14 protein-coding genes are annotated in these 22,087 nt (G+C 59.7%); 7 read left to right on the top strand and 7 right to left on the bottom strand.

The annotated features are described in order from the left end of the window. Positions 1 to 68 precede the first annotated feature (68 nt). From V7730_RS01870 to V7730_RS01850, 5 genes are read left to right on the top strand one after another with little or no spacing between them, the layout of a single operon-like run. Positions 69 to 1,094 carry an AAA family ATPase gene (locus tag V7730_RS01870; protein ID WP_335745880.1) on the top strand — a complete coding sequence of 342 codons (1,026 nt, stop codon included), beginning with the start codon at positions 69 to 71 and terminating at the stop codon, positions 1,092 to 1,094. Then, on the top strand, positions 1,091 to 1,972 hold the full coding sequence (locus tag V7730_RS01865; protein ID WP_335745879.1) for a DUF58 domain-containing protein: 882 nt from the start codon (positions 1,091 to 1,093) through the stop codon (positions 1,970 to 1,972). Before V7730_RS01870 ends, V7730_RS01865 begins: the two co-directional genes overlap by 4 nt. Continuing rightward, a complete protein-coding gene (locus V7730_RS01860) occupies positions 1,969 to 4,737 on the top strand; it encodes a DUF4159 domain-containing protein (RefSeq protein ID WP_335745878.1) in 2,769 nt (922 codons plus the stop codon). Before V7730_RS01865 ends, V7730_RS01860 begins: the two co-directional genes overlap by 4 nt. Continuing rightward, the gene (locus tag V7730_RS01855) at positions 4,734 to 6,776 is read left to right on the top strand and encodes a hypothetical protein (RefSeq protein WP_335745877.1); all 2,043 of its coding nucleotides are present in this window, start codon (positions 4,734 to 4,736) and stop codon (positions 6,774 to 6,776) included. Before V7730_RS01860 ends, V7730_RS01855 begins: the two co-directional genes overlap by 4 nt. Before the next feature lie 5 nt (positions 6,777 to 6,781). Next, entirely contained in the window at positions 6,782 to 7,210 is a 429-nt protein-coding gene (locus V7730_RS01850; RefSeq protein ID WP_335745876.1) for a GNAT family N-acetyltransferase, read from the top strand. Here V7730_RS01850 and V7730_RS01845 read toward each other — a convergent pair. From V7730_RS01845 to V7730_RS01835, 3 genes are read right to left on the bottom strand one after another with little or no spacing between them, the layout of a single operon-like run. Next, positions 7,207 to 8,118, bottom strand: a complete 912-nt coding sequence (locus V7730_RS01845) for an AEC family transporter (protein ID WP_335745875.1) — start codon at positions 8,116 to 8,118, stop codon at positions 7,207 to 7,209. The genes V7730_RS01850 and V7730_RS01845 overlap by 4 nt on opposite strands. A gap of 27 nt (positions 8,119 to 8,145) precedes the next feature. Further along, positions 8,146 to 10,176 (bottom strand): penicillin-binding protein 1C, encoded by a 2,031-nt coding sequence (gene pbpC, locus V7730_RS01840; protein WP_335745874.1) that lies wholly within the window; start codon positions 10,174 to 10,176, stop codon positions 8,146 to 8,148. Beyond that, positions 10,173 to 15,593, bottom strand: coding sequence for an alpha-2-macroglobulin family protein (locus V7730_RS01835; RefSeq protein ID WP_335745873.1), 5,421 nt, complete (start codon positions 15,591 to 15,593; stop codon positions 10,173 to 10,175). The genes pbpC and V7730_RS01835 overlap by 4 nt, the downstream gene beginning before the upstream one ends. Before the next feature lie 133 nt (positions 15,594 to 15,726). Between V7730_RS01835 and V7730_RS01830 the strand changes: the two genes are divergently transcribed. Beyond that, a complete protein-coding gene (locus V7730_RS01830; protein WP_335745872.1) occupies positions 15,727 to 17,928 on the top strand; it encodes a response regulator in 2,202 nt (733 codons plus the stop codon). Here V7730_RS01830 and yaaA read toward each other — a convergent pair. The 3 genes from yaaA to V7730_RS01815 all read right to left on the bottom strand — a co-directional run bounded on the left by yaaA (position 17,913) and on the right by V7730_RS01815 (position 21,162). Then, positions 17,913 to 18,692 carry a peroxide stress protein YaaA gene (gene yaaA, locus V7730_RS01825; RefSeq protein WP_335745871.1) on the bottom strand — a complete coding sequence of 260 codons (780 nt, stop codon included), beginning with the start codon at positions 18,690 to 18,692 and terminating at the stop codon, positions 17,913 to 17,915. The two genes, V7730_RS01830 and yaaA, sit on opposite strands and share 16 nt — an antisense overlap. A gap of 29 nt (positions 18,693 to 18,721) precedes the next feature. After that, entirely contained in the window at positions 18,722 to 20,770 is a 2,049-nt protein-coding gene (gene recQ / locus V7730_RS01820) for a DNA helicase RecQ (RefSeq protein WP_335745870.1), read from the bottom strand. A gap of 104 nt (positions 20,771 to 20,874) precedes the next feature. Beyond that, a complete protein-coding gene (locus tag V7730_RS01815; RefSeq protein WP_335745869.1) occupies positions 20,875 to 21,162 on the bottom strand; it encodes a YggT family protein in 288 nt (95 codons plus the stop codon). Positions 21,163 to 21,294: 132 nt separating this feature from the next. On the opposite strand from V7730_RS01815, the gene V7730_RS01810 reads away from it, so the two are divergent. Beyond that, positions 21,295 to 21,837 (top strand): acyl-CoA thioesterase, encoded by a 543-nt coding sequence (locus V7730_RS01810; protein ID WP_335745868.1) that lies wholly within the window; start codon positions 21,295 to 21,297, stop codon positions 21,835 to 21,837. A gap of 139 nt (positions 21,838 to 21,976) precedes the next feature. On the opposite strand, the gene V7730_RS01805 is transcribed toward V7730_RS01810, so the two are convergent. Further along, positions 21,977 to 22,051, bottom strand: coding sequence for a hypothetical protein (locus V7730_RS01805; protein ID WP_335745989.1), 75 nt, complete (start codon positions 22,049 to 22,051; stop codon positions 21,977 to 21,979). Positions 22,052 to 22,087: the final 36 nt, after the last annotated feature.

Below are 22,087 nucleotides of genomic sequence, written 5' to 3'. Positions count from 1 at the left end.
CTTTTGCCATTTCCTCAGTTCGAGATACACTTACATGTTATAGATATAAACTGCACAGCGGAGAAGTCATGACCCAAGCCGAGATTCAAGCAGCCGAAGATATGGTCGAACAGATCGAAGCCTTGGGCGAAAAACTGGGGGAGGCGCGCAAATCCATCACCGCGCGCTTCATCGGGCAGGAACGCGTGGTCGAGTTGACCCTGACCGCTTTGCTAACCGGCGGGCATGGCCTGCTGCTGGGTTTGCCGGGTTTGGGCAAGACGCGGCTCGTTGAGACGCTGAGCACGGTCATGGGGCTGGATGGCAAACGCGTACAGTTCACCCCCGATCTGATGCCGGCCGATATCCTCGGCTCTGAAGTCCTGGATACCGACGCCAATGGCACACGCAACTTTCGCTTCATCGAAGGGCCTGTATTTTGTCAGCTTTTGATGGCGGACGAGATCAACCGCGCCTCGCCTCGAACGCAATCGGCGCTCTTGCAGGCGATGCAAGAGAAAACAGTTACGGTTGCGGGGCAAAACCGGCCTCTTGGCACGCCGTTCCACGTGCTGGCCACGCAGAACCCGATTGAGCAGGAGGGCACCTACCCCCTGCCCGAAGCACAGTTGGACCGTTTTCTTGTGCAGATCGACATCGAATACCCTGACCGCGAAACGGAGCGTGACATCCTGATCGCGACCACCGGCGAGGCAGAGGCGCAATCGGTCGAAGTTTTCACTGCAGGTGAACTTCTGGACGCCCAGCGTCTTCTACGCCGGATGCCCGTGGGCGAAAGCGTCGTCGAGATGATCCTTGATCTGGTCCGCGCATTCCGTCCGGATGAGGACGGTGCAAGCGCACATGTAAGAGAAACCGTTTCGTGGGGCCCCGGTCCACGTGCTGCCCAAGCGCTGATGCTAGCAGTGCGTGCACGTGCGTTACTGCAGGGGCGTCTGGCGCCGTCGACCGAGGATGTCATTGATATGGCCCGCCCCGTGCTGACGCACCGCATGGCGCTGAACTTTGCGGCCCGCGCGCGCGGCGACAGCCTGTCGGCGCTGATTGACGAAACCGCCGCAGGTCTGGCAACGCCGAAAGCTGCCGTCGCGTGAGCGATCCTCTCTCCCTTCGCGCTGGCGCAGAGACTGAAGCCGCCGCTTTGCCCGCCCTTTTGGCGCGGGCTGAGCATTTGGCGGGCGCTGTCTTACTGGGTGCGCACGGCCGCCGCCGCGCTGGGTCAGGGGATGATTTCTGGCAGTACCGTCCAGCGCAAATGGGCGACAGTCGCCGCGCGATTGACTACCGCCGCTCTGCCAGAGGCGACACCGAATTCGTCCGCGAGCGGGAGTGGCAGATTGCGCAATCGGTGATGCTTTGGGTCGATCAGGGTGCTTCGATGCGGTTTACGTCCTCGGAAAACTTCCCGCAAAAAATTGACCGTGCACGCGTGCTGGGGCTTGCCTTAGCGATCCTGTTGAACCGTGGGGGCGAACGTGTGGGGCTTACTGGCACCGAATTGCCACCGCGCGCGGGGCGTCCGCAAATTATGGCTTTGGCGCAGCTGTTTTGCCGTGATGATACGACTGACTATGCGCCACCTGAGCACCGAGGGATGATCCCCCATGCCCGCGCTGTGTTTATCTCTGATTTCATGGGTGATCTTGACGGCGTGCGTACCGCCCTCACCAAAGCGGCGGATCGCGGCGTGCGTGGCGTATTGTGTCATGTGCTTGATCCCGCCGAAGAAGCTTTCCCCTTTACCGGTCGCACCATTTTCCAAAGCATGGGTGGTACGCTCAGCCATGAAACTTTGAAGGCGAATGACCTTAAAGAGCGATATCTGGAGCGACTGGCAGAGCGCAAGGCAGAGCTGCAATCACTGTGCGGTCTGACCGGCTGGCGCTATGGGCTTCATCACACCACCAACACAGTGCAAGCGGGCCTGCTTTGGCTCTATGGTGCGCTAGATGCAAAGGCGGTGGCCGCATGATGGTTCTTGGGGGCATCGGGTTTACCGCGCCTTGGCTTTTGCTGGCCTTGGCTGCGCTGCCGATCCTGTGGCTGTTGCTGCGCGCCGTGCCGCCACCGCCCGTCAGAAAGCGCTTTCCGGGTGTGGCTTTGTTGCTGGGTCTCAAGGATGATGAAACGGTTTCTGACCGCACGCCGTGGTGGCTGTTGTTGCTGCGGATGCTGGCCTTTGCGGCCATCATCATAGGTCTGGCTGGGCCGGTTTTGAACCCAGAAACAGAGCAAGCCGAAGGCGACGGGCCGTTGCTGTTCGTGATGGATGGCTCTTGGGCCGGTGCCACCCGTTGGCCCCAGCAACAAGAAGCAATTGAAGCACAACTGACACGCGCCAGTCGACTGGGTCGCACGGTGGGCTTCTTGACCCTCACCCGCCCCGAAGCACCCGTGTTCCAGTCTGCCGATGTTTGGCGCAGCAGGCTTGCGGGGCTCAGCCCCGCGCCATGGCAGCCAAGTGCCGACATGCTTGAGACTGCGCGCACTGTGTTGGCCGATGCTGGCGAATTTGATACGCTTTGGTTCAGCGATACGCTGGCTTACGATGGTCGTGATGACCTGCTGGAAGAGCTGCAATCGCACGGCACAGTTAAGGCGTATCAAACCGCACTCAACGTGCTGGCGATCCTACCCGCCACCTATGAAGATGGCGCAATTAAGTTGCGCGTTTTGCGTGCCGCCGCCGGAGAGGCGCGCGAGGTGACCATTCAGGCGCAAGGCCGCGATCCGGCGGGCAACGGCCGCATCCTCGCCTCTGCCACAGCCACGTTCGAGGCAGGCGAAACCGAAGCGCAGACTGCCCTTGTCCTACCCTCCGAGTTGCGGGCGCGGATCACGCGCTTTGACATCGCGGGCCAACGCTCCGCCGGCGCCAGTACACTCAGCGATGACGGGATGCGCCGCCGCGAGGTCGCTCTGATCTCGGCACGGGAGAACCGTGAGGGGTTGGAGCTACTCTCGCCGCTCCATTACATTGAACAAGCGCTGGCGCCGACTGCCGACCTTATCGATGGCAGCCTGAGTGATGTCTTGCCCGCTAATCCAGACGTGATCGTCCTTGCCGACGTGGCAACGCTATCAGAAGCAGAGGCACAACCGCTGACGAAATGGATTGAAGGTGGCGGGATGTTGGTCCGCTTTGCCGGTCCGCGCATTGCCGCCTCAGACATTTCCCGCATTGACGAAGACCCGCTGATGCCTGTGCGCCTGCGCGCAGGCGGCCGCAGCATCGGCGGCGCGATGAGTTGGGGAGAGCCAAAATCGTTATCCCCCTTTTCAAACGGGTCCCCATTCTTCGGGCTGACGGTGCCTGATGATGTTACCGTCAGCGCTCAGGTCGTGGCCCAGCCGGATCCAACACTGGCGGAGCGCGTGATCGCCTCGCTCAGTGACGGCACGCCGCTTGTCACCCGCAAGGTTCTGGGCCAGGGGCAGATCGTCCTGTTCCACGTCTCGGCCACGGCGGAATGGTCGACGCTGCCACTCTCGGGGGTGTTCGTTGAAATGCTGGAGCGGTTGGCAGTCTCGTCTTCGGCGGCAAGCGCGAACTCGGCGGCGCTAGAAGGCACCATATGGATACCCCGCCGCGTGTTGGACGGGTTTGGCACACTTTCGGAGGCAGGTACGCTGCCCGGAGTGGACGGGCCCGCGCTGATTGAAGCGCCAACAGGTCCGATGCTGCCCCCTGGTCTTTATACCTCGGGTGATCGTACTTTGGCGCGCAACGTGCTCACCACTGACGCCACGATCTCGCCTGCCACATGGCCAGCCGATGTACCCGTGCGAGGCCTGTCTGTTGCGCCCGAACAGCCGGTGGCCGGTTGGCTATTGAGCCTTGCGATCTTGCTGCTACTGGCCGATGTGGTTGCGTCGCTGGCGTTGTCAGGTCGTTTGCTGAGCCGCAGCAATACAAGCGCAGCTGCCCTGCTGGGTGCACTGGTGCTATTTGCCGCCCCTACCGACGCTCAAACCGCCAAAGAGGAATTTGCGCTGGCCGCGACATCAGAGCTGACGCTGGGCCACATCATAACTGGCGACACACAAGTGGACGAGATTGCTCTTGCCGGTCTCACGGGCCTTAGCGACACGTTGTTTTTCCGAACCTCGGTTGAGCCGTCGATCCCGATGGGTGTGAACCTTGAAACTGACGAGCTGGCGTTCTTTCCCATGCTCTACTGGCCGATAAGCCCGCGCCAGCCGACCCCGTCGGCTGAGGCATACGCCAAGCTAAATAACTACCTGCGTTCCGGCGGGTTAATCCTGTTTGACACACGTGATGCCGACACTGCCAGCTTTGGCGCCTCCAGCCCGAATGGCCGCAAGCTGCAGGAACTGGCAGCACCCCTGGATATCCCCGCATTAGAGCCTGTTCCGGTTGACCATGTTATGACCCGCACCTTCTATCTGCTCCAAGACTTCCCTGGCCGTCACAACAGCCGCGATGTCTGGATAGAAGCCTCTGACCCCAATATTGAGCAGGTTGAGGGCATGCCCTTTCGGGACCTCAATGACGGCGTAACGCCAGTCGTGATCGGCGGCAATGACTGGGCCTCTGCGTGGGCCGTGACGTCAGGCGGCGCGCCATTGCTTCCCATAGGGCGCGGGTTCAGCGGTGAGCGGCAGCGCGAGATTGCCTACCGTTTCGGGATCAATCTGGTGATGCATGTGCTTACGGGAAACTACAAATCGGATCAGGTGCATGTGCCTGCTTTACTGGATAGGTTGGGCCAATGACTTCCACCATCGTATTTGATCCACTTGTCCCTTGGCCGCTGCTTGTGATGGTGGCCGTTATTGCCGCCATTAGTGTGGTGCTGGCGCTAGTGCGCGGGCTGCGCGGGTGGGCGTTTCGCGGGTTGGCAGGGCTGGTCGTACTCGCGGCCCTCTCTGGCCCGTCGTTTCAGCAAGAGAACCGTGCGCCGCTGAGTGATATCGTCCTTATGCTAGAGGACGAAAGCGCGAGCCAGCGCCTTGGCGACCGACCTGAACAGACCTCCTCTGCGGCAGATACCCTTGCAGCCCAAATCGAGGCACGCCCCAACACCGAGCTGCGCCGGATTACTGTTGCTGACGGTCAAGGCGATGCCGGCACAGAGCTAATGAGCGCCCTATCCGAAGCCTTGGCAGAAGAGCCCCGCGCGCGGGTCGCGGGGGTCATCGCGCTGACTGACGGGCGCGTGCATGACGCCGACCTGCCCGTTGATCTACCCGCCCCCTTCCACGTGCTACTAAGCGGTGAACAGACCGACTGGGATCGCCGTCTCAGCGTGGTAGGTGCACCTGCATTTGCCATCATCGGAGAGCCCGTCGTACTGATCCTTCGCATAGATGATCTGGGCGCTGCTCCTGCAGGTGAGGAATTCGCCGATTTGGATATCTCGATTGACGGCGATGACCCCCAACGATTTCGCGTGCCGATCGGTCAAGACCTTGAGCTGCCGGTGACTCTGCCTCACGGAGGACGCAATGTGATCCGGTTCTCTCTGCCCGACGCGGATGGAGAGTTAACTGACCGAAACAACGCCGCGCTGATCCAGATCAACGGCGTGCGTGACCGTCTACGCGTTCTGTTGGTCAGCGGTGAGCCCCATGCAGGCGGCCGCACTTGGCGCAACTTGTTGAAGTCCGACAGCTCCGTCGATCTGGTTCATTTCACTATTCTGCGCCCGCCGGAAAAACAGGACGGTGTCCCTGTGTCCGAGCTATCACTGATTGCCTTCCCCACGCGAGAGCTATTCATGGAGAAGATCGAAGACTTCGATCTGATTATCTTTGACCGATACAAACGGCGCGGGATTTTGCCCGGCCTCTACCTTGAGAATATAGCCAACTATGTGCGTAACGGAGGCGCTGTTCTGGTCTCAGCAGGGCCCGATTATGCCAGCGCCGACAGTCTTTTCCGGACACCTCTGGGCAGCGTCTTGCCCGCCACACCGACCGCGCGTGTTTTGGAAGAGCCCTATCTGCCTTTGGTATCGGATCTGGGCAACCGCCATCCGGTGACCGCCGAACTACCCCAGGACGGCGACTGGGGGCGTTGGCTGCGCCAGATTGATGTGACAGCTACCTCTGGCAATGTGGTGATGACCGGTATCGACGATCGGCCTTTACTGATCCTTGACCGCGTTGAGGAAGGCCGTGTTGCGCTGCTCGCCTCTGACCATGCGTGGCTCTGGAATCGCGGCTATGAAGGTGGCGGCCCACAGTTGGAACTGTTACGCCGTCTGGCCCATTGGATGATGGGTGAACCTGAGTTGGAAGAAGAAGCCCTGACCGCCAGCGCCGAAGGTCAAACCATGCGGATTGAGCGGCGGACACTGACGGAAGAGGTCCCGCCGCTGATCATCACAGGTCCCGATGGCACCGTGACCGAAATACCTTTGTCTCCCACTGCGCCCGGTCGGTTCGAAGCAGTCTTTACCGGCCCCGAAATCGGGCTCTACCGCTTGGAGAACGGTGAGCAGGTAAGTGTGATCGGCCTTGGCCCAGCCGCGCCACGCGAATTCGTCGAAACGATAGCAGATGCAGAAGTGCTAGAACCCATCGTCACCGCATTGCGCGGCGGTGTGACCCGACTGGAAGAGGGGCTTCCGAGCATCCGCAACGTGCGTGCTGGCCGCCCTGCTGCCGGACGCGGTTGGATCGGCCTCACCCCGCGCGCCGCATACGAGACCCGTGATGTGCGCCAGACTCCAATCCTGCCAGCATGGCTCGTGCTGCTGCTGAGCGCCTTCTTAATCACTGCTGCATGGTTGCGCGAAGGGCGCAATTGAACGGGATGCCCGTCCGCAAGCTCAATCGCGATGACTTCGAAGACGCGCTAAGCCTGTATCGTGTTCTGACCCGCAATCCCGTTCCGGTAAGCGACCGCCGTGCTGCCTTTGATGCCGTGCTAGAGCACAACGGCACCAGTATCATCGGGAAGGAGCAGGACGGACAGATCATTGCGATGGTCACGTTGCATCTCCTCCCTAATATGACTTCGGGTGGCAGGCCTTATGCGCTGATCGAGAATGCTGTCACCGACACTGCGCACCGCGGTAAAGGTGTTGGTCGCGAAGTCATGCAGGACGCACTGGATCGCGCCCGTGCCGAGGGAGCCTATAAGGTCATGCTACTCACCGGCGATGCGCGGGGGGGTGTCAGGTTTTACGAAAAGCTTGGCTTTTCCGGTCATGAGAAGCACGGGCTCGTCGTAAGGTTCTAGAACAACACATGCGCCCAGATTGGCAAGACCAGCAGCGACAGCACAACTTGCCACGTCATGATGTCCACATAAAGCTCCGCATCGCCCCCCATCTGTTTGGCCACAATATAGCCGTTTGAAGCAGCGGGTGCCGCAAAGACCAGCACACCGGCAAACACCTGAACTGCGGGCAACCCCGTCGAGGTCCCCACCGCTACGAAGAGGCTGGATGCCAAGACTGGGCGAATGAACGCGCCCAAACAGACCCGCCAATCCAGTCGTGCCAAACGGCGCACACTGATCCCCGCCCCGACCGCCATCAGACCCACACCCAGCGCCCCGCGTCCGATCATATCCAGCGCGTCAGCCACCGGCTGCGGTAAGGAAAACCCGCTCAGGTTCAGCGTCAGGCCAATGACGCAGGCCTGCACCAGTGGGTTGCGAGCGAGCGTCGAAAGCACCTTGGATACGCTGGCTTTTGACGGGCCATAGGCCGCCAGTACGACAATGCAGGTGATGTTGATCAATGGGATAAGCACAGCAATCGCCACAGCCATGACCGCGATGCCACCGTCCAGAAACTGCTCTGCAGCCGCAAGTGCGACAAAAGCGTTCCAACGGATGCTGCTTTGAAACATCGATGTGAACGCGGCATTGCCTAGCTTTCGCTGAGGCAGAAGGCGAAGGGCAAGTGCCAGCAACGCCAAAAGCGCCAGCGTCCCCACCAGCGCCATACCAAATCCGCCAAAACGGTCAAACGACAGGTCCGAGCGCGCAATTGCCAGGATCAGCGTAGCAGGGATCAGGCCGCGAAACGACAGCGTCTCAATCGCAGCCCACTGACCGCGCTGGATAATTGCCGATTTCGCCAACGCATAACCGGCGGCAATGATTAGCAGCAATGGAAGGACGGATAGGGCAAGTGACATGCCCGACCAGTGCCACCCGCTGTTGGATTAGTCCAGCCGGATCTCCACGCTTGCACTTCGCCCTTGCGCATCAACAATAGAGATACGGTTGAACCCTACCGCCTCCAGCTGCAAGACGGCATCGCGCCTGTTCATTTGCGCGATTACAGGCGCGCCGTTCACCAGAACCGTGATCGGCAAGTGCCCAGCCCGCAGCTTCAACGGAACACCAAAGCCGCTGCGTCTAAGCACCGCGCCATCCGGCGGAAATGTCACAACAGGCGTGTCGGGATCAGCGGCAAAGACAGCATCGCGGCTGCGGAACACCTGCAAAGGCTCTGGCAGATGCGCGGTTCCAAGGATCAGCGCATCGGCAGGGGGCAGCGGAAAAGCTGTGCGTTTGGGGTTGATACGGTCAAATGCCTCGAACAGCAAAGGTGCGGAAAGCGCGCCACCAAACGCCCCCGGCACCGGCGTGCCATCGGGCCGTCCAAGCCAGACGCCCACCACATGCCGCCCGTCAAAGCCCACCGACCACGCATCACGGTGACCATAAGACGTGCCTGTCTTATACGCGATCTCTCCCAATCGCGCCGCTGCACCCTTTGGCGGGGCGATGCCTGAGAGAATATGTGACACCTGCCACGCAGCAACCGGCGACATAAATCGTTTGGGTACAATTTTCACTTCCTGAAGGTCCGCGCGCAGCGGCTTGCTTTGCCCGCCTTGCGCAATACCCGCGTAGAGCTGGACCAGATCGTGCAGACTCAACCCTACGCCGCCCAGCGCCACGGCCAAACCAGCCTGACCTGCAGGCAGTTGCGGCTGTGCACCCGCGCGCCTTAGACCCGCCATCAACCGGGCTGGACCCAGCTCATGTGTGAGTAAAACAGGGGGGATGTTCAGCGACAGCGTCAACGCATCGCGCACCGTCAGCATTCCGCGATACTGGCCGTCAAAGTTCTGTGGCGCGTAGCCTCCAAAATTCACAGGCGCATCACTAATCAGGGTATCGGGGTGGACCAGACCTTCGTCAAAGGCCAACCCGTAAACCAATGGTTTGAGCGTTGAGCCGGGTGAGCGCACCGCCTCCGTCATATCTACAAATCCCAAGGCCCCATTTTCGGCGGAAAACGCGGGCGAACCAACATAGGCCAAAATCTCATCGTTAAGGTGATCCGCGACCAATATCGCCGCTGAGACACCTTCGGCCTGCCCTACCACAGCACGACGCGCGAGCAACTGCATTTGTCGTTGCAAATGCGCGTCAATGGTCGTGTCATGACGCAACGCGGACGGAGAGCTACGGCGCAAAGCAGCGGCAAGATGCGGCGCATCCTGAGGCAAGGGACGAAAACCGCGTGGCACATCCGCTTGATTGATATCGGGACGCAGATTCAATCGCTGCAGCACCCGCCCCCGCGCGGCACGGGCAGCATGGGGGTGACGGTCAGGCCTACGACCCTCTGGCGCCTGCGGAAGCGCGATCAGCAACGCAGCCTCGGTTTGCGTTAGACGCGCAGGTTCTTTGCCGAACCACAGCAGGCTCGCGGCACGCAGCCCTTCTACAGCACCGCCATAGGGCGCATGATGCAGGTAAAGCATGAGGATTTCCTCTTTGCTCAACCGCCGCTCCAACGCGAGCGCTAAGCGCATTTGGCGCAGTTTGCCACTAAGACTTCCCGTTCCAGAATTTTCCAACAGGCGGGCAACCTGCATGGTCAAGGTTGATCCACCAGAGACAACCCACCCGTGGCGCACAGCCTGCAATCCCGCCCGCACACCAGCGCGCAGATCAACGCCGCCATGGCGGTAAAACCGCTTGTCTTCATACGCGATGAGCATTTTGATGAACTCAGGGTCCGCCTGCTCAAGCTGCATCGCAAGCCGCACACGACCATCCTCAACGGCAAAAGCGCGCAACAGCGTGCCATCGCGCGCGCGCACCTCTGCCCCGACTTCAGACAGCACTGGCGGTAGCACGGTCGCAGCAACCCAACGATCCAGCCGGTCACGGCCATGTGCGGCAAGGCCCAGCAGCACGACCGTCAGCGTAAGAAGGGTGGCAGCTCGATTCACGGAGTGACTCTCAGACGGGATGTGTCCGTAATTGCGCGATATTCGGGACGGTACATATCCGTTACCAACGCGGCCGGATGATGATACTCACCCGGCATCACCGCCCGCACCACATAGGCAAGCTGAAACGGTTCCGTCCCCGAATAATCCACTGCGGCTAGAAACCGGTCCGAGCGGAATTCGACACTCTGCGGCTTTGCCGGTTTCAGCCAGTCAAGCGCGCTTATCGCACCACTGGCGAGCAGGTTGGGGTTATCGAACTCGAACCCGCCAGGCAGCGGATCGTCGATCATCAGGCGCGCGCCGATAGCCTCGAACGGGCGAACATCCAGCACTGCAACCAGCCGCGTTCCCGTGGCAACCGCGCCTGTCACGGGTTCCCCTTCCGTCGTAAAATACCTGCGGGTCAGCGCATAGCCGTAGCCTCCTGCGTCGGGGGTGACCTCAGGCACACCATAGCTGGTGAGGGTAATATCCATCGGAGCGGTACCACTATTGTGCACCTCAACACTGCGCAGATCGCGATCGCTGAGCTTACGAATGATCGCTCCCGTGGCAGGCACGCCATCCACTTCGATACCGCTGTTTCCTGTAGTACTATCCAGAGCATGAGCGGCAAGCACCACTTGGGCAGCTTCCTGCGTCGACAAAGTGCGGTTGTCCGGCACCAAAGATTGCGAAAGCCCGACAAGGTCCAACGCGTTACTGCCCGCTTCGGTCACGAGCGTCAGCACAGCAGCCCGGTCGCGGAGGCCACTGCCAAAGTCGTCCCGCCATGCCGTCCGGTCCGTTGATTTCAACAGCAGCGCACCGGCACGGGCAAACATGCGGTCCGCGCGCTGAGGATCGCCATAAGCCGCCAACGCCGCCCCCAACTGTGCCGCTGCCAGCGGCGTGGTAAAAGCACCCGCCTTGGTATCGGCGTAGTATCGCAAATCTCCCATCTGGGCCGCCCCCGCGCGTGCGAGAACCAGCAACGCATAGGCAATATCATCGCCCCCATCATCGAAGTCAGGGGCAAAGTTGATCCGATTGCGCAGGTTGCCCAACGCAGACGAAAGCACGCGCGACGGGACGGCATGGCCTTCGGCCTGTGCACGCCAGAGGAAATCACTTACATAAGCGTCAAGCCAGAAGGCGCCCGTCTCTGCCTGCCACATCCCGAACGCACCGTTAGAGGTCTGTCGCGCCGCAACGCGCGCGATACCGTCAGCGATCTTGGCGTTGATGCTTTCAGGTTCGCCCAGGCCAGCTTCTTGTGCCAGACCATCAAGATACAACAGCGGCAGCGCACCTGAGGTGACCTGCTCGGTGCAGCCGTAGGGATAGCGGTCAAGCTGACGCAGCAGACCCGGTATATCAAACCGCGCCAATGGTCCCACGGCCAAGGTCGCCTCGGCAGTGCCTGCACGCAGTCCCGTCAACGCGGCGCGATCAAAGGTGAACCGTTCGCCCGCGTTGAGGGTAAAGCGGCGGGTGGTGGCGATTTCGGGATCATGGATACGGACCGGCATGCGCAAGACACGGCGCAGGATCGCGCCGTCCGGTGTGGTAAGCTCAACCGTGATTTCATGATCCCCCACCTCCCGCGCGGTCAGGTCAAGCGACAGGCGCAAGGTACCACCCTCAGCAATGTTCACTTCCGAAGGCACGTCCCCCATAGCGATGCCCGCATCGGCAAACACCGTGAGCTTCATGACACCACTGCCGCCACGCGTATGAATCAACTCCAGCAGCAGCCGGCTTTGATCTTGCGGAGCTAGCAGGCGCGGCAAGCTGGCGGCAATGACCACCGGATCACGCGCGGTGACGTCTTGGGTCGCGTTGCCAACTGCCGTTTCGGACCACGCGACAGCCATCAAGCGGATCGTGCCGTTAAACGCAGGCCGCGTCACTTCGATCATCGCACGCCCATCCGCGCCCACGGTGACCGGACCGCTGAAAAACGCCATCAACGCCTCTGTCGGCGGGGGCGATTGCAGATGGGCTGTAGCAGCCGCATCGCCACCGGACCGGACAGTGCCCATTGCACCGCTAAACCCGTCGATCAGGCGACCGTAGACATCCCGCAAACCAACCCCGAGGCGGCGCTGGCCGAAATAGTGGTCCGAGGGATCAGGCACTTTGAAATCCGTCAGGTTCAAAATGCCCACATCCACCGCCGCAAGAGCGACATAGGCAGTTTCACCCTCTTTGATACCGGCCACACGCACTGGCACAGACAGGATACCCGCCTGCCCGTCACTTTCCTGTGGAGCTTCAAGAGTAACAGAGAGTTGCTTTTCCCCCGGCACGATACGCGCGTGGGCCAGTCCCAAACTGCGCGCGGGGTTAAGCCCAGCCTGAACATCCATGGGCCGGACGACCGCCGCAGAGACATAGGCGCTGTTGCCCCACTCCTCGGTCACGATCAGGGGGATCACGGTTTCACCCGCCTCCACCTTCATGCTTTGCTGTTCGATCACGTGGTTGGACAGGACAGAGATCATCGCCACGCCCGCCTCTGGTGCCACGATGCGCAGCTGGGCAATATCACCGGTAGCGTAGGCTTCACGGTCCAGCGAGACGGCCAGAAAATCTGGAGTGGCCGAAGCATCATCGCTGCCATACCAACCGGACGCGAGTGCGACCGAGGACGCTGCATAAGGCTCGTCTGTCCGTTCAACCACCAGTTCGTATTGCCCCCAAGTTGTGGGCAGTGCCAGATCAGTGGGCTGTTTGGACAGCGTCAACTCTCCGCTGGCGACACGGATGCGGCGGGTCACAGGCTCCCAATCCCAGCCACCTCCGTTCTGGTACCACTGGTAACGGGTTTCGATTTGGTTGAAGCCCCAGCGCACAGGAATTTCACCCGCTGTTGAGATCAGGCTAAACCCTGCCTCCGCACCCTCGGATAGAACGCCATCAAAATTGGGCTTCACCCCGATCATGGGGACTTGCGGCGTAAGCGTCCGGTCGAGCCTACGCTCAACTGGACGCCCCGATCCTTCGGCGACGCGCGCGGCCAGCGCCAGCTTAAGCGGTTGGCTGGGCATTTCCGAAACATCCGGCATCGCGAGGTTTAGTTGCACGATCCCCTGTGTATCCGTGCGCACCGGATCAAGGTACAAGGTCCGAGTGTCAAACCGTTCATCATGGCGGCCAAAAAGGTAGCCCACATGTGCATCAAGGACGCGCGTTGTGCGCAACCGCAACTCCCCTTCGACCGGCAGATCAGCGGCAGCCGCGCCAAACAGATAGCGCGCTTCAATCTGTGCCACAGGTTCATCGCCCAAGGCTATCGGTGCATCAGAAAGGCTCAGGTCAAACTCGATCCGGTCTGGAAGGAAGTCCTCTACCAATAGCGTCTGGGATGCCAACGGCCCCAAAACAGGATCGGCAAAGATATCCAGACGCCACGCGCCACGCGGCGCTTGCGCCCCCACGGGCAGCGCAAAGACATGACCGCCCGCTACTGCATTTGCACTCAGAGTTCGGCTATATTCAGCACCATCAGGGCGGTTCAGCACCGCCACCAAGGGCAGGCCATTTAACGCGCGCCCCTGATCGTCACGAGTGAGAACGGTGGCAAAAACGGTTTCGCCCACACGGTAGGCACCGCGATCCGTGGTCAGAAACGTATCAATCGCGGGCGCAGGAGGTCGGCCTTCTACACCGCGATCAGATAGATCGAAAGCGGGATCGGTTAGCGACAGAAAAGCCCCGTCGCCTTGTGCATTCAATGCCGTCAGCAAGGCGGGCGCAGCTGAGCCGCTGCCACGGGTCAGCCCCGCGGGAAAATGCGCGCGCCCTTCCGCGTCAGTCACGGCTTCGCCCAGCACAGCGTTTGCACGCGAGATCAGTGAAAGCGTCACACCAGCGCGTGGCTCTGCATCGCCAAGACCACGCACTGTTGCGTGCAATCCATCGGTGCCGGACATCGTGCTTAGGCCTAAATCAGTGAGGATGAACCATTGGGTAGCGGCAGGATTGTCATAGGGGTCAGCACCTTTGATCCCCGCTGTCAGTGCATAAATGCCAGCGGGCTGGTCCTTAAGCGCCTCGGCCAGCGGGATACGCGTGGTCATTGCGGAGTTGAGCGTATTTTGAACAATGCCCGTACCGCTCCAGACATCCTGCGCAATGGTGCTAGAGAAGTTGTCTTCTTCATACTTGCTCAGCGGCTTGCCAAAATAGCTGTCCTGCATCGCACGCAGCAGGTTGCGGTCGCTGATGCGACGCAGCTTAAGCGTGACGGAATCGGCGTTCACCGTCTCAACCGGTAAGGCAGCTTCCGGTCCGCGCGGCAGTACATAGGCGCGGCCTGTAAAGCGGACCGAAGGGTCGCGGTCCCGCACATAAAGGGTCACGGTCACGTCCTTGTGCAAAATCCCGCCACTGGCCGCAGGCAGACCTGCACGGAAAGTCGCAGTATAGCGCGCACCATGAGTGACACCTTCGATGCACAGCGACCGCTCGTCCGCCTCAACGACCAGCGTGGGGTCCTGAACTCTTACAAACGGCTGATAGTCTGTGCCCGCTTGTACCAACCGCTCCGAGAATTCTGCGCATATACGCGGGCGAGCGCTGTTATTGTCCACACGGGTGTCAGTGATGCGAAATCCATATTTTTCGATGGCGGTATCAAGCGCTGTGCCCAACTCCTCGCGCGGCTCCAGTGCCATTGCCAGCCGCAGCGGGGCAATCATATCACGCCCGCGACGGTTTTCCTCAAGCGCGCGGGCCAACAGATCAAGCGCGGTCACCTGCGCATCAACAGTTTCCGCGCGCAGATAGGCGTTTAGCGCAGCAGGCACTGCCTCCCGCTCAAGCTGGTTTGCAAGATCGCGCGGGGTAATGCCGCGCGGACGCAGCCCCAACCAAGCGAGTCGTGCCCAGAGATCACCCCGATCCGACAACGCGGCAGCGCTACCAGCAAAGCGAGCGGCAGAAGCGGTATCACCTCGCGTGATTGCGGCTTGCATGGCGGCTATGGTATCGGCCAGCGAAAAGCCGCTGTCAGGATGGCGGTCCGCATTGATCTGCACCAGCGCTTCAGCTTGTGCGTAATCACCATCTTTCAATGATCCAAGCGCGGCTTTACGGCGTGACGCCAGGGATTGCGCCGCCGCAGGGGTTTGCACTTTGCGTGCCGAAACCGCGCCCTCAAAGAACTCTACCCGTGTCACATCGGATTTCGGAAAACAGGCGTTGGAACGGGTGTTGAAGGTAAACGCAACACAGCTGGATTGCGCATCGCAGGCCCGCATACAGGCGGCGCGCGACGTGTCAAACCAGGGTCCCAAATCTGCGCCGAAAAAATCGGTATCGGGCGTCGTTACATAGCGGTGATCGGGAAGGACCTGTTGCGCAACAGCAGCCGAAAGCCCCAACGTCAGCCAGAGAACCATCCCCGCAAAAACCCGCAAAAACCGCATGACAGAATCCCATTTCCTAATGTCTTCAGCGTGCCACGAGGCCAAGCCATCAAGCAAGGGCGTTCACCTTAAGCGTATGTTTACGCAGATCAGCGCACATATAGGCCTGCGGCATGCGACCAGTGAGGAATGGATGAGTCTACAGCAAAAACTCACCGAAGAGCGGCGCGGCCGTTTGGCAGCCGAACGGATGCTGGAGCTCAAGAAAGCGGAGCTGTTTGCAGCAAACCGCAAGCTCGGCCGTCACGCACGCCAGTTGAGCGACGAGATCGGGGATACGCGCGCGCTGGTCGAAAGCATGGGCGCGGAGAATCGTAAGGTAAAATCTGACTTAAGTGCCGCACATGAAAAGATCGCGGTGGTCGAACGGCGGCTTTGGCACTCGATCGAGACAATTAAGGATGGGTTTGCGTTTTTTGACGGAGATAACCGGCTCATTATGGCAAACCAGTCTTATCTGGCGGTGTTCGAAGAGCTGGAAGTCATCAAACCGGGCGTGAATTTCGTCACGATTCTTCAAGCGCTGACCGACGAGGGGATTGTGGACCTTGGCGGGATGGAGCCTACGGCATGGCGTCAGCGGATGCTCACCCGCTTTCAGGCGCGCCATCCGGAACCCGAAGTGATCCAGCTGTGGAATGGCAGCTATATCAAGATGATCGATCAGCGCGGACCGGGGGGGGATGTCGTGTCGCTCGGCCTCGATATCACTGCTACGGTGGTGTACGAGCGCGAGCTTGACGCTGCACGGCAACAAGCCGAAGCCGCCAACCGCGCAAAGTCTGCTTTCCTTGCTAATATGAGCCACGAAATCCGCACCCCGATGAACGGTGTCGTTGGCATGGCAGAACTGCTGGACGATACGGTGCTGGACGAAGAACAGCGCCTGTTCGTCCAGACAATCAGAAACTCTGGCGAGGCGTTGCTGGTCATTATCAACGACGTGCTGGACTACTCAAAAATCGAAGCCGACAGGCTAGAGTTACACAGCGCTGCCTTCGATCTGGAGCGGGCCTGCCAAGAAGTCATCATGCTGTTGCAACCTATGGCGCGGGAAAAGGGGCTTGAACTGCTTCTTGATTATGATCTTTTTCTACCGACCGACCTAGTGGGGGATGCGGGCCGTGTCCGCCAAGTTCTGACCAATCTAATCGGCAATGCGATCAAATTCACTGCGCAGGGACACGTCCTGATCCGCGTGACTGGCGTTGCGAATGCAGGTAAGGGAACTGTGGCCGTTCACATGGCAGTGGAGGACACTGGCATAGGAATCCCATCCCACATGACCGACCACATCTTTGGTGAGTTCAATCAGGTAGAGAACGAACGCAACCGCCAGTTCGATGGCACGGGCCTAGGCCTTGCCATCACCAAACGGCTGGTCCAACTGATGGAGGGCGATATCTGGGTCACTTCCGAAGAAGGTGCCGGATCGTGTTTTGGCTTCCGAATTGAAATGGCAGCCACCGGGCCAATTGACGTTTCGTATCCTTCGCTGTCGCTGGACATTCGCCGCGTGCTGATCGTCGAAGATTTGACTGCCAACCGCAAAGTACTTGAGCGGCAGTTGGAGCAGTTGCAGCTTCAGCCCGTCGGAGTATCCTCCAGTGACGACGCGTTAAAGGCGATGGATGCCACGATTGATCTCGTTATGACCGACCACAAGCCGCCGCAGATTGATGGGCTTGCGCTAACGACAGAGCTGAAGAAACGGGGATTTACCGCGCCTGTGTTGCTGCTCAGCTCGAACCTGGCTGGTTTGAAAAATGATCCTCGTGCCGGGAATTTTGCCGAAATGCTGCAAAAGCCGTTGCCGCGGCAAAAGCTTTTCATAGCTTTGCAACAAGTTGCTCCGCCGCCATCGCATGAAGGTCGGAGCGGCCTGCTACTACCAGCGTCGCAAGGAACGGAGCTATTGCGAAAGATGCGGGTGCTCGCCGCAGAAGATAACCGGACCAACCGGCTGGTCTTAAGCAAGATGCTCAAACCTCTGAACATTGATCTGGAGTTCGCAGCGAATGGCGAGGAAGCCGTTGCTCTATATGAAACGTTCAAGCCGGATCTAGTGTTCATGGACATCTCAATGCCGCGCATGGACGGCAAACAGGCCACCCGCAAAATCCGTGAGATCGAAGCTCGGAATGGTGGTCATATCCCCGTTGTCGCCATGACGGCCCATGCGCTTTTGGACGATGACAAATCTATCCTGCAGGCTGGACTTGACCATTATCTGACCAAACCGTTGCGCCGCGCAGTGCTGGAAGAGCACATCCTGCTGGCGCAACCAAAAGGCACACTACCTGTTAGAAACTCTGTAGTTCAGGAGGCTGGATAGGGACGCAAAAAGATCGGCGCATCAGGCTTGGACAGCGACGGAGTATAAGCGTATCCGCCGGTGTCAAAATCAAACAGACCATCTGTGTCAGATATGCGGTTTTGCATGACAAATCGCGCCATGGCACCGCGTGCCTTCTTGGCAAAGAAGCTGACAATCTTTGGTCCTTTGCCGTCGCCTTTGTCTTCCATGAATTGTGGTGTGATCACCCGCAGCTTGAGCGCTTCAAGATCGACCGCACCAAAATATTCCTGACTTGCACAGTTTACCAAAACGTCGCTGTCCGTGGCTTCGGCCTGCGCATTCAGTGCACGGGACAGATCGCTACCCCAGTATTCGTACAAGTTCTTGCCGCGCCGCGTTTTAAGTCGGCTACCCATCTCCAGCCGATAAGGCTGGATCGCATCAAGCGGACGTAGCACACCGTACAGGCCGGAGAGAATGCGCAAATGCTCTTGTGCAAAGGCCAGTTCATCAGCGTCTAGGCTGTCGACCTCTAGCCCCTGATAAGTGTCGCCTGCGAAAGCGAGTGCCGCTGGGCGGGTTAGATCAGTGGATGGGGTTTCCTCGAACGCTTTGAAACGGTCACGGTTGAGCTTGGCCAGATCATCGCTCAGCGACATCAGCGATTTGATGTCACCCAATGTCAGGTTGCGCGCGGTTTTGACCAGACGCACCGCGTCCTCCTGAAAATCAGGGGCTGTGGTTGTTACATCACGTTCAGCCCAATCCAGCCGCTTGGCCGGTGAAATCACAACAAGCATAGGTATCCCTCTTTGTTCTGCACGGGTACTTAGTCAGCGTGCCGCAGTACGTCCAGAAATGCGGCCCCAAAACGCTCGGCGCGCCGCTCTCCTAATATCCGCTCAATGCCGCCTGCATCTGCATTTCGCATCTGCGCGACCTTGGCCAGCAACGATGCCGAACAGCTCAGTGGCTTTTCCGTGCCCAGCGCACCGCGTGACAGCCCTGCCTGAACCTCGAGCAATTGGTCATAGACACTGCCCGCGTCGCGCCCAGCCAACTTGCGCCGCTGCGGATGCATCATCTGGGCCTCGCCGTTGATGACCTCCAGAAAAGCCGCGCCGTAGCTTTCAAGCTTTTTGGCGCCAATGCCGCTGACTTGCGCCATCTGGTCCAGATTGGCAGGGCGCATTTCAGCCATTTCGATCAAGGTGCGGTCCGTGAAGATGATGTAGGCCGGTACCTTCGCTGTCTCGGCCAACCCGCGGCGCTTGGCCTTCAATGCGCTGAGCAGCGGCGCGTCTTCTTCGCTTACCATTGCTTTGACGGCGGGTCGGCGATTAGCGCTGCCTGCGGCCTTAATACTGTCGCGGCGCAGGGTAATTTTGGCCTCGTCGCGCAGGATCGGCAGTGCCGCATCGGTCATGCGAAGCGCGCCGTGGCGGGCGGGGTCAGGGCGGACAAGATCACGGCCCATCATTTGCCGGAACACGGCCTGCCATTCGGGTTTGGAGTATTCGGTTCCCACGCCGTAGGTCGGCAAAGATTGATGGCCCCGTTGCTTGACCTTGTCGGTCTCGTTGCCCAACAGAATATCAATCAGATGGCCAGCACCGAACCATTCCTCGGTGCGCAGCATCGCGGATAACGCTTTGCGCACAGCCGTAGTGCCATCGAATGTATCAACAGGGCTGTCACACAGATCGCACCGGCCACAGGTGACATCACTCTCGTCGAAGTACCCCAGCAATGTTTTGCGACGACACTCTAGCGCCTCGGCCAAGCCCAAAAGCGCATTCAGCCGCGCATGATCCGCGCTACGCCGCTCTGGTGGGGCAAGCCCTTCGTCGATTTGTGTGCGACGCAGGCGGATGTCTTCGGGACCAAATAATGTCAGCGTTTCAGCCGGTGCACCGTCGCGACCCGCGCGGCCGATTTCCTGATAGTAGCTTTCGATACTCTTGGGCAGGTCGGCATGGGCGACCCATCGAATGTCCGGTTTGTCGATCCCCATACCGAAGGCAATCGTAGCGGCGACGATCAGACCGTCCTCTTGCTGAAAACGGCGCTCGGCGATGCGGCGGTCCTCGGCTTCCATACCACCATGATAGTGAATGGCGGTTTGTCCGGCTTCGTTCAGCGCGCGCGCGATACCTTCCGTCTTGGCCCGTGTGCCGCAATAGACGATGCCTGACTGACCACGCCGCGCGGCGGCAAAGTTCAGGATCTGATTGCGCGGAGAGTTCTTGGCAGCAAAGGCCAGATGGATGTTTGGTCGGTCGAATCCTCGGAGAAACGCACGCGGTGGCTCGCCGTCGAACAACTTCTGAATGATCTCAACCTGAGTCTCGGCATCTGCTGTGGCAGTAAAGGCGGCAAGCGGTACGCCAAGGGCGCGCTTCAGCTCTCCGATGCGTAGATAATCCGGGCGAAAGTCATGACCCCATTGGCTGACGCAGTGCGCTTCATCTACAGCAATCAGCTTAACGCCGACGCGTTTGAGCATCCCGATGACTGAACCGGCGGCCAAACGTTCTGGCGCCATGTACAAAAGCTTGAGTGTACCGGCCTCAAGGCCAGCCCAGACCGCGTCAGTCTCTTCTGGGGTATTGCCAGAGGTAAGCGCACCTGCACCAACGCCGACTTCTTGCAGCGAGCGGACCTGATCGCGCATCAAAGCAATCAACGGAGAGATCACCACTGTGACCCCTTCACGCATCAACGCAGGCAATTGGAAACACAAAGACTTGCCGCCGCCCGTGGGCATGATGGCCAGCACGTTTTCACCGGCGGTCACCGCCTCAACGATTTCTTCCTGTCCAGGGCGAAACCCGTCAAAGCCGAATACATCTTTTAGCAGCGGGGCAGCGCCGGACATAAGGCAGACCTAGGGTTGGGAAATGCAGCGCAGCCAAACTCCCATATCGTCGAAAGGGGGGCAAGGGCTACTCAGGCGCGTGCGGCCTTTTTACACTGCCTGATTTAGTAGAACAGCGCCGCGTTGTTGGTCAGAACGATCCGCGCAACCGCCACACTGATCAGCACAACCAGCGGCGCCAGATCGATGCCACCCATATTGGGAAGGACATTGCGAATAGGTGTATAGATCGGCTCTAGCAGGCGGTTAATCCCGTACCAAATCTGCGCAACCAAAGGCTGGCGCGTGTTCAACACCTGAAAGTTGATCAGCCACGACATCACCACATGGGCGATGATAAAGAACCACAGGATGTTCAGCAAAAGCATCAAAATCATGAACAGGGATGTCACAGGCGGCAGTCCTTTTGTAAGTGGGTCTACCTTCCAGTTAAGCGCGCAGCACAAAAAGGGCAAGAGTGCCGCAAGGTTCGTGGTTGACCCCGACCCGCTTCGCGGCGTTTGAACGGCGCGAAGGAGACCCCGATGTTCCCGTTTATTCGCCTATTCAAGGACGTGTTTCTGGCCAGCCGCCAGCCGCGCTTTTCCAACCTGACCGAGACCCATGTGACCCACCACATTTGCTGGCCCCATGATCTGGACGTGTTTCTTGAGCTCAACAACGGGCGCGCGCTGACGCTTTATGATCTGGGGCGCAGTGCGATGGCCATGCGCGCGGGACTGGTGAATGTGATCCGCCGCGAGGGTTGGGGGATGACAATGGCAGGCTCGCATGTTCGGTTCCGACGCCGGATCCGCGGATTCGAGCGGTTCGAGGTGCGCAGCCGCGCGGTGTGCTGGGATGACAAGTTCATGTATATTGAGCAGTCCATGTGGAAGCGAGACGGCGAATGCGCCAGTCACGTGCTGTACCGCGCCGCGATGACTGACAAGGACGGCATCGTGAAGCCGCCGCGCATATTGGCCGCGCTGGGGCTGGATGTATCCTCTCCTGTAATGCCGGACTGGATCAAGAAATGGACCGAAGCCGAGGCAATGCGGCCTTGGCCGCCGATGCAAGACAGCTAAGGCAGATATTCAGGGCTCCATCGCGCCCATGACATCGGAGAAATCAAGCTCGTCCACCCGCGTCACGGCCCACTCTGCAAAGCGGCGCTTTTCAATCGGCATTTGACCCAAGATTTTGAAGCCTGCGTGGCGGCCATCCTCACGGATGACCGTTCACCTGATCCGCCTCCCCCTCCAGAACCTGACAAAAGTTGCGCCCGTTAAGAGCCAGCACACCACTTATCCCAAGCTTACGGTTCTTTTCAGCCGA

The sequence above is a fragment of the Sulfitobacter sp. genome (assembly GCF_036961165.1).
Taxonomy (GTDB): domain Bacteria; phylum Pseudomonadota; class Alphaproteobacteria; order Rhodobacterales; family Rhodobacteraceae; genus Sulfitobacter.
The sequence above is the reverse complement of the archived record's forward strand: the minus strand, read 5'-3'. Positions and strand labels throughout refer to the sequence as shown.

Bases quoted from the DNA above. Each gene is read 5' to 3' on its own strand.
- V7730_RS01870 (WP_335745880.1), top strand. From the start codon at position 69: ATGACCCAAGCCGAGATTCAAGCAGCCGAAGATATGGTCGAACAGATC.
- V7730_RS01850 (WP_335745876.1), top strand. From the start codon at position 6,782: ATGCCCGTCCGCAAGCTCAATCGCGATGACTTCGAAGACGCGCTAAGC.
- yaaA (WP_335745871.1), bottom strand. From the start codon at position 18,692: ATGCTTGTTGTGATTTCACCGGCCAAGCGGCTGGATTGGGCTGAACGT.
- V7730_RS01855 (WP_335745877.1), top strand. From the start codon at position 4,734: ATGACTTCCACCATCGTATTTGATCCACTTGTCCCTTGGCCGCTGCTT.
- V7730_RS01835 (WP_335745873.1), bottom strand. From the start codon at position 15,593: ATGCGGTTTTTGCGGGTTTTTGCGGGGATGGTTCTCTGGCTGACGTTG.
- V7730_RS01830 (WP_335745872.1), top strand. From the start codon at position 15,727: ATGAGTCTACAGCAAAAACTCACCGAAGAGCGGCGCGGCCGTTTGGCA.
- V7730_RS01845 (WP_335745875.1), bottom strand. From the start codon at position 8,118: ATGTCACTTGCCCTATCCGTCCTTCCATTGCTGCTAATCATTGCCGCC.
- V7730_RS01810 (WP_335745868.1), top strand. From the start codon at position 21,295: ATGTTCCCGTTTATTCGCCTATTCAAGGACGTGTTTCTGGCCAGCCGC.
- recQ (WP_335745870.1), bottom strand. From the start codon at position 20,770: ATGTCCGGCGCTGCCCCGCTGCTAAAAGATGTATTCGGCTTTGACGGG.
- V7730_RS01860 (WP_335745878.1), top strand. From the start codon at position 1,969: ATGATGGTTCTTGGGGGCATCGGGTTTACCGCGCCTTGGCTTTTGCTG.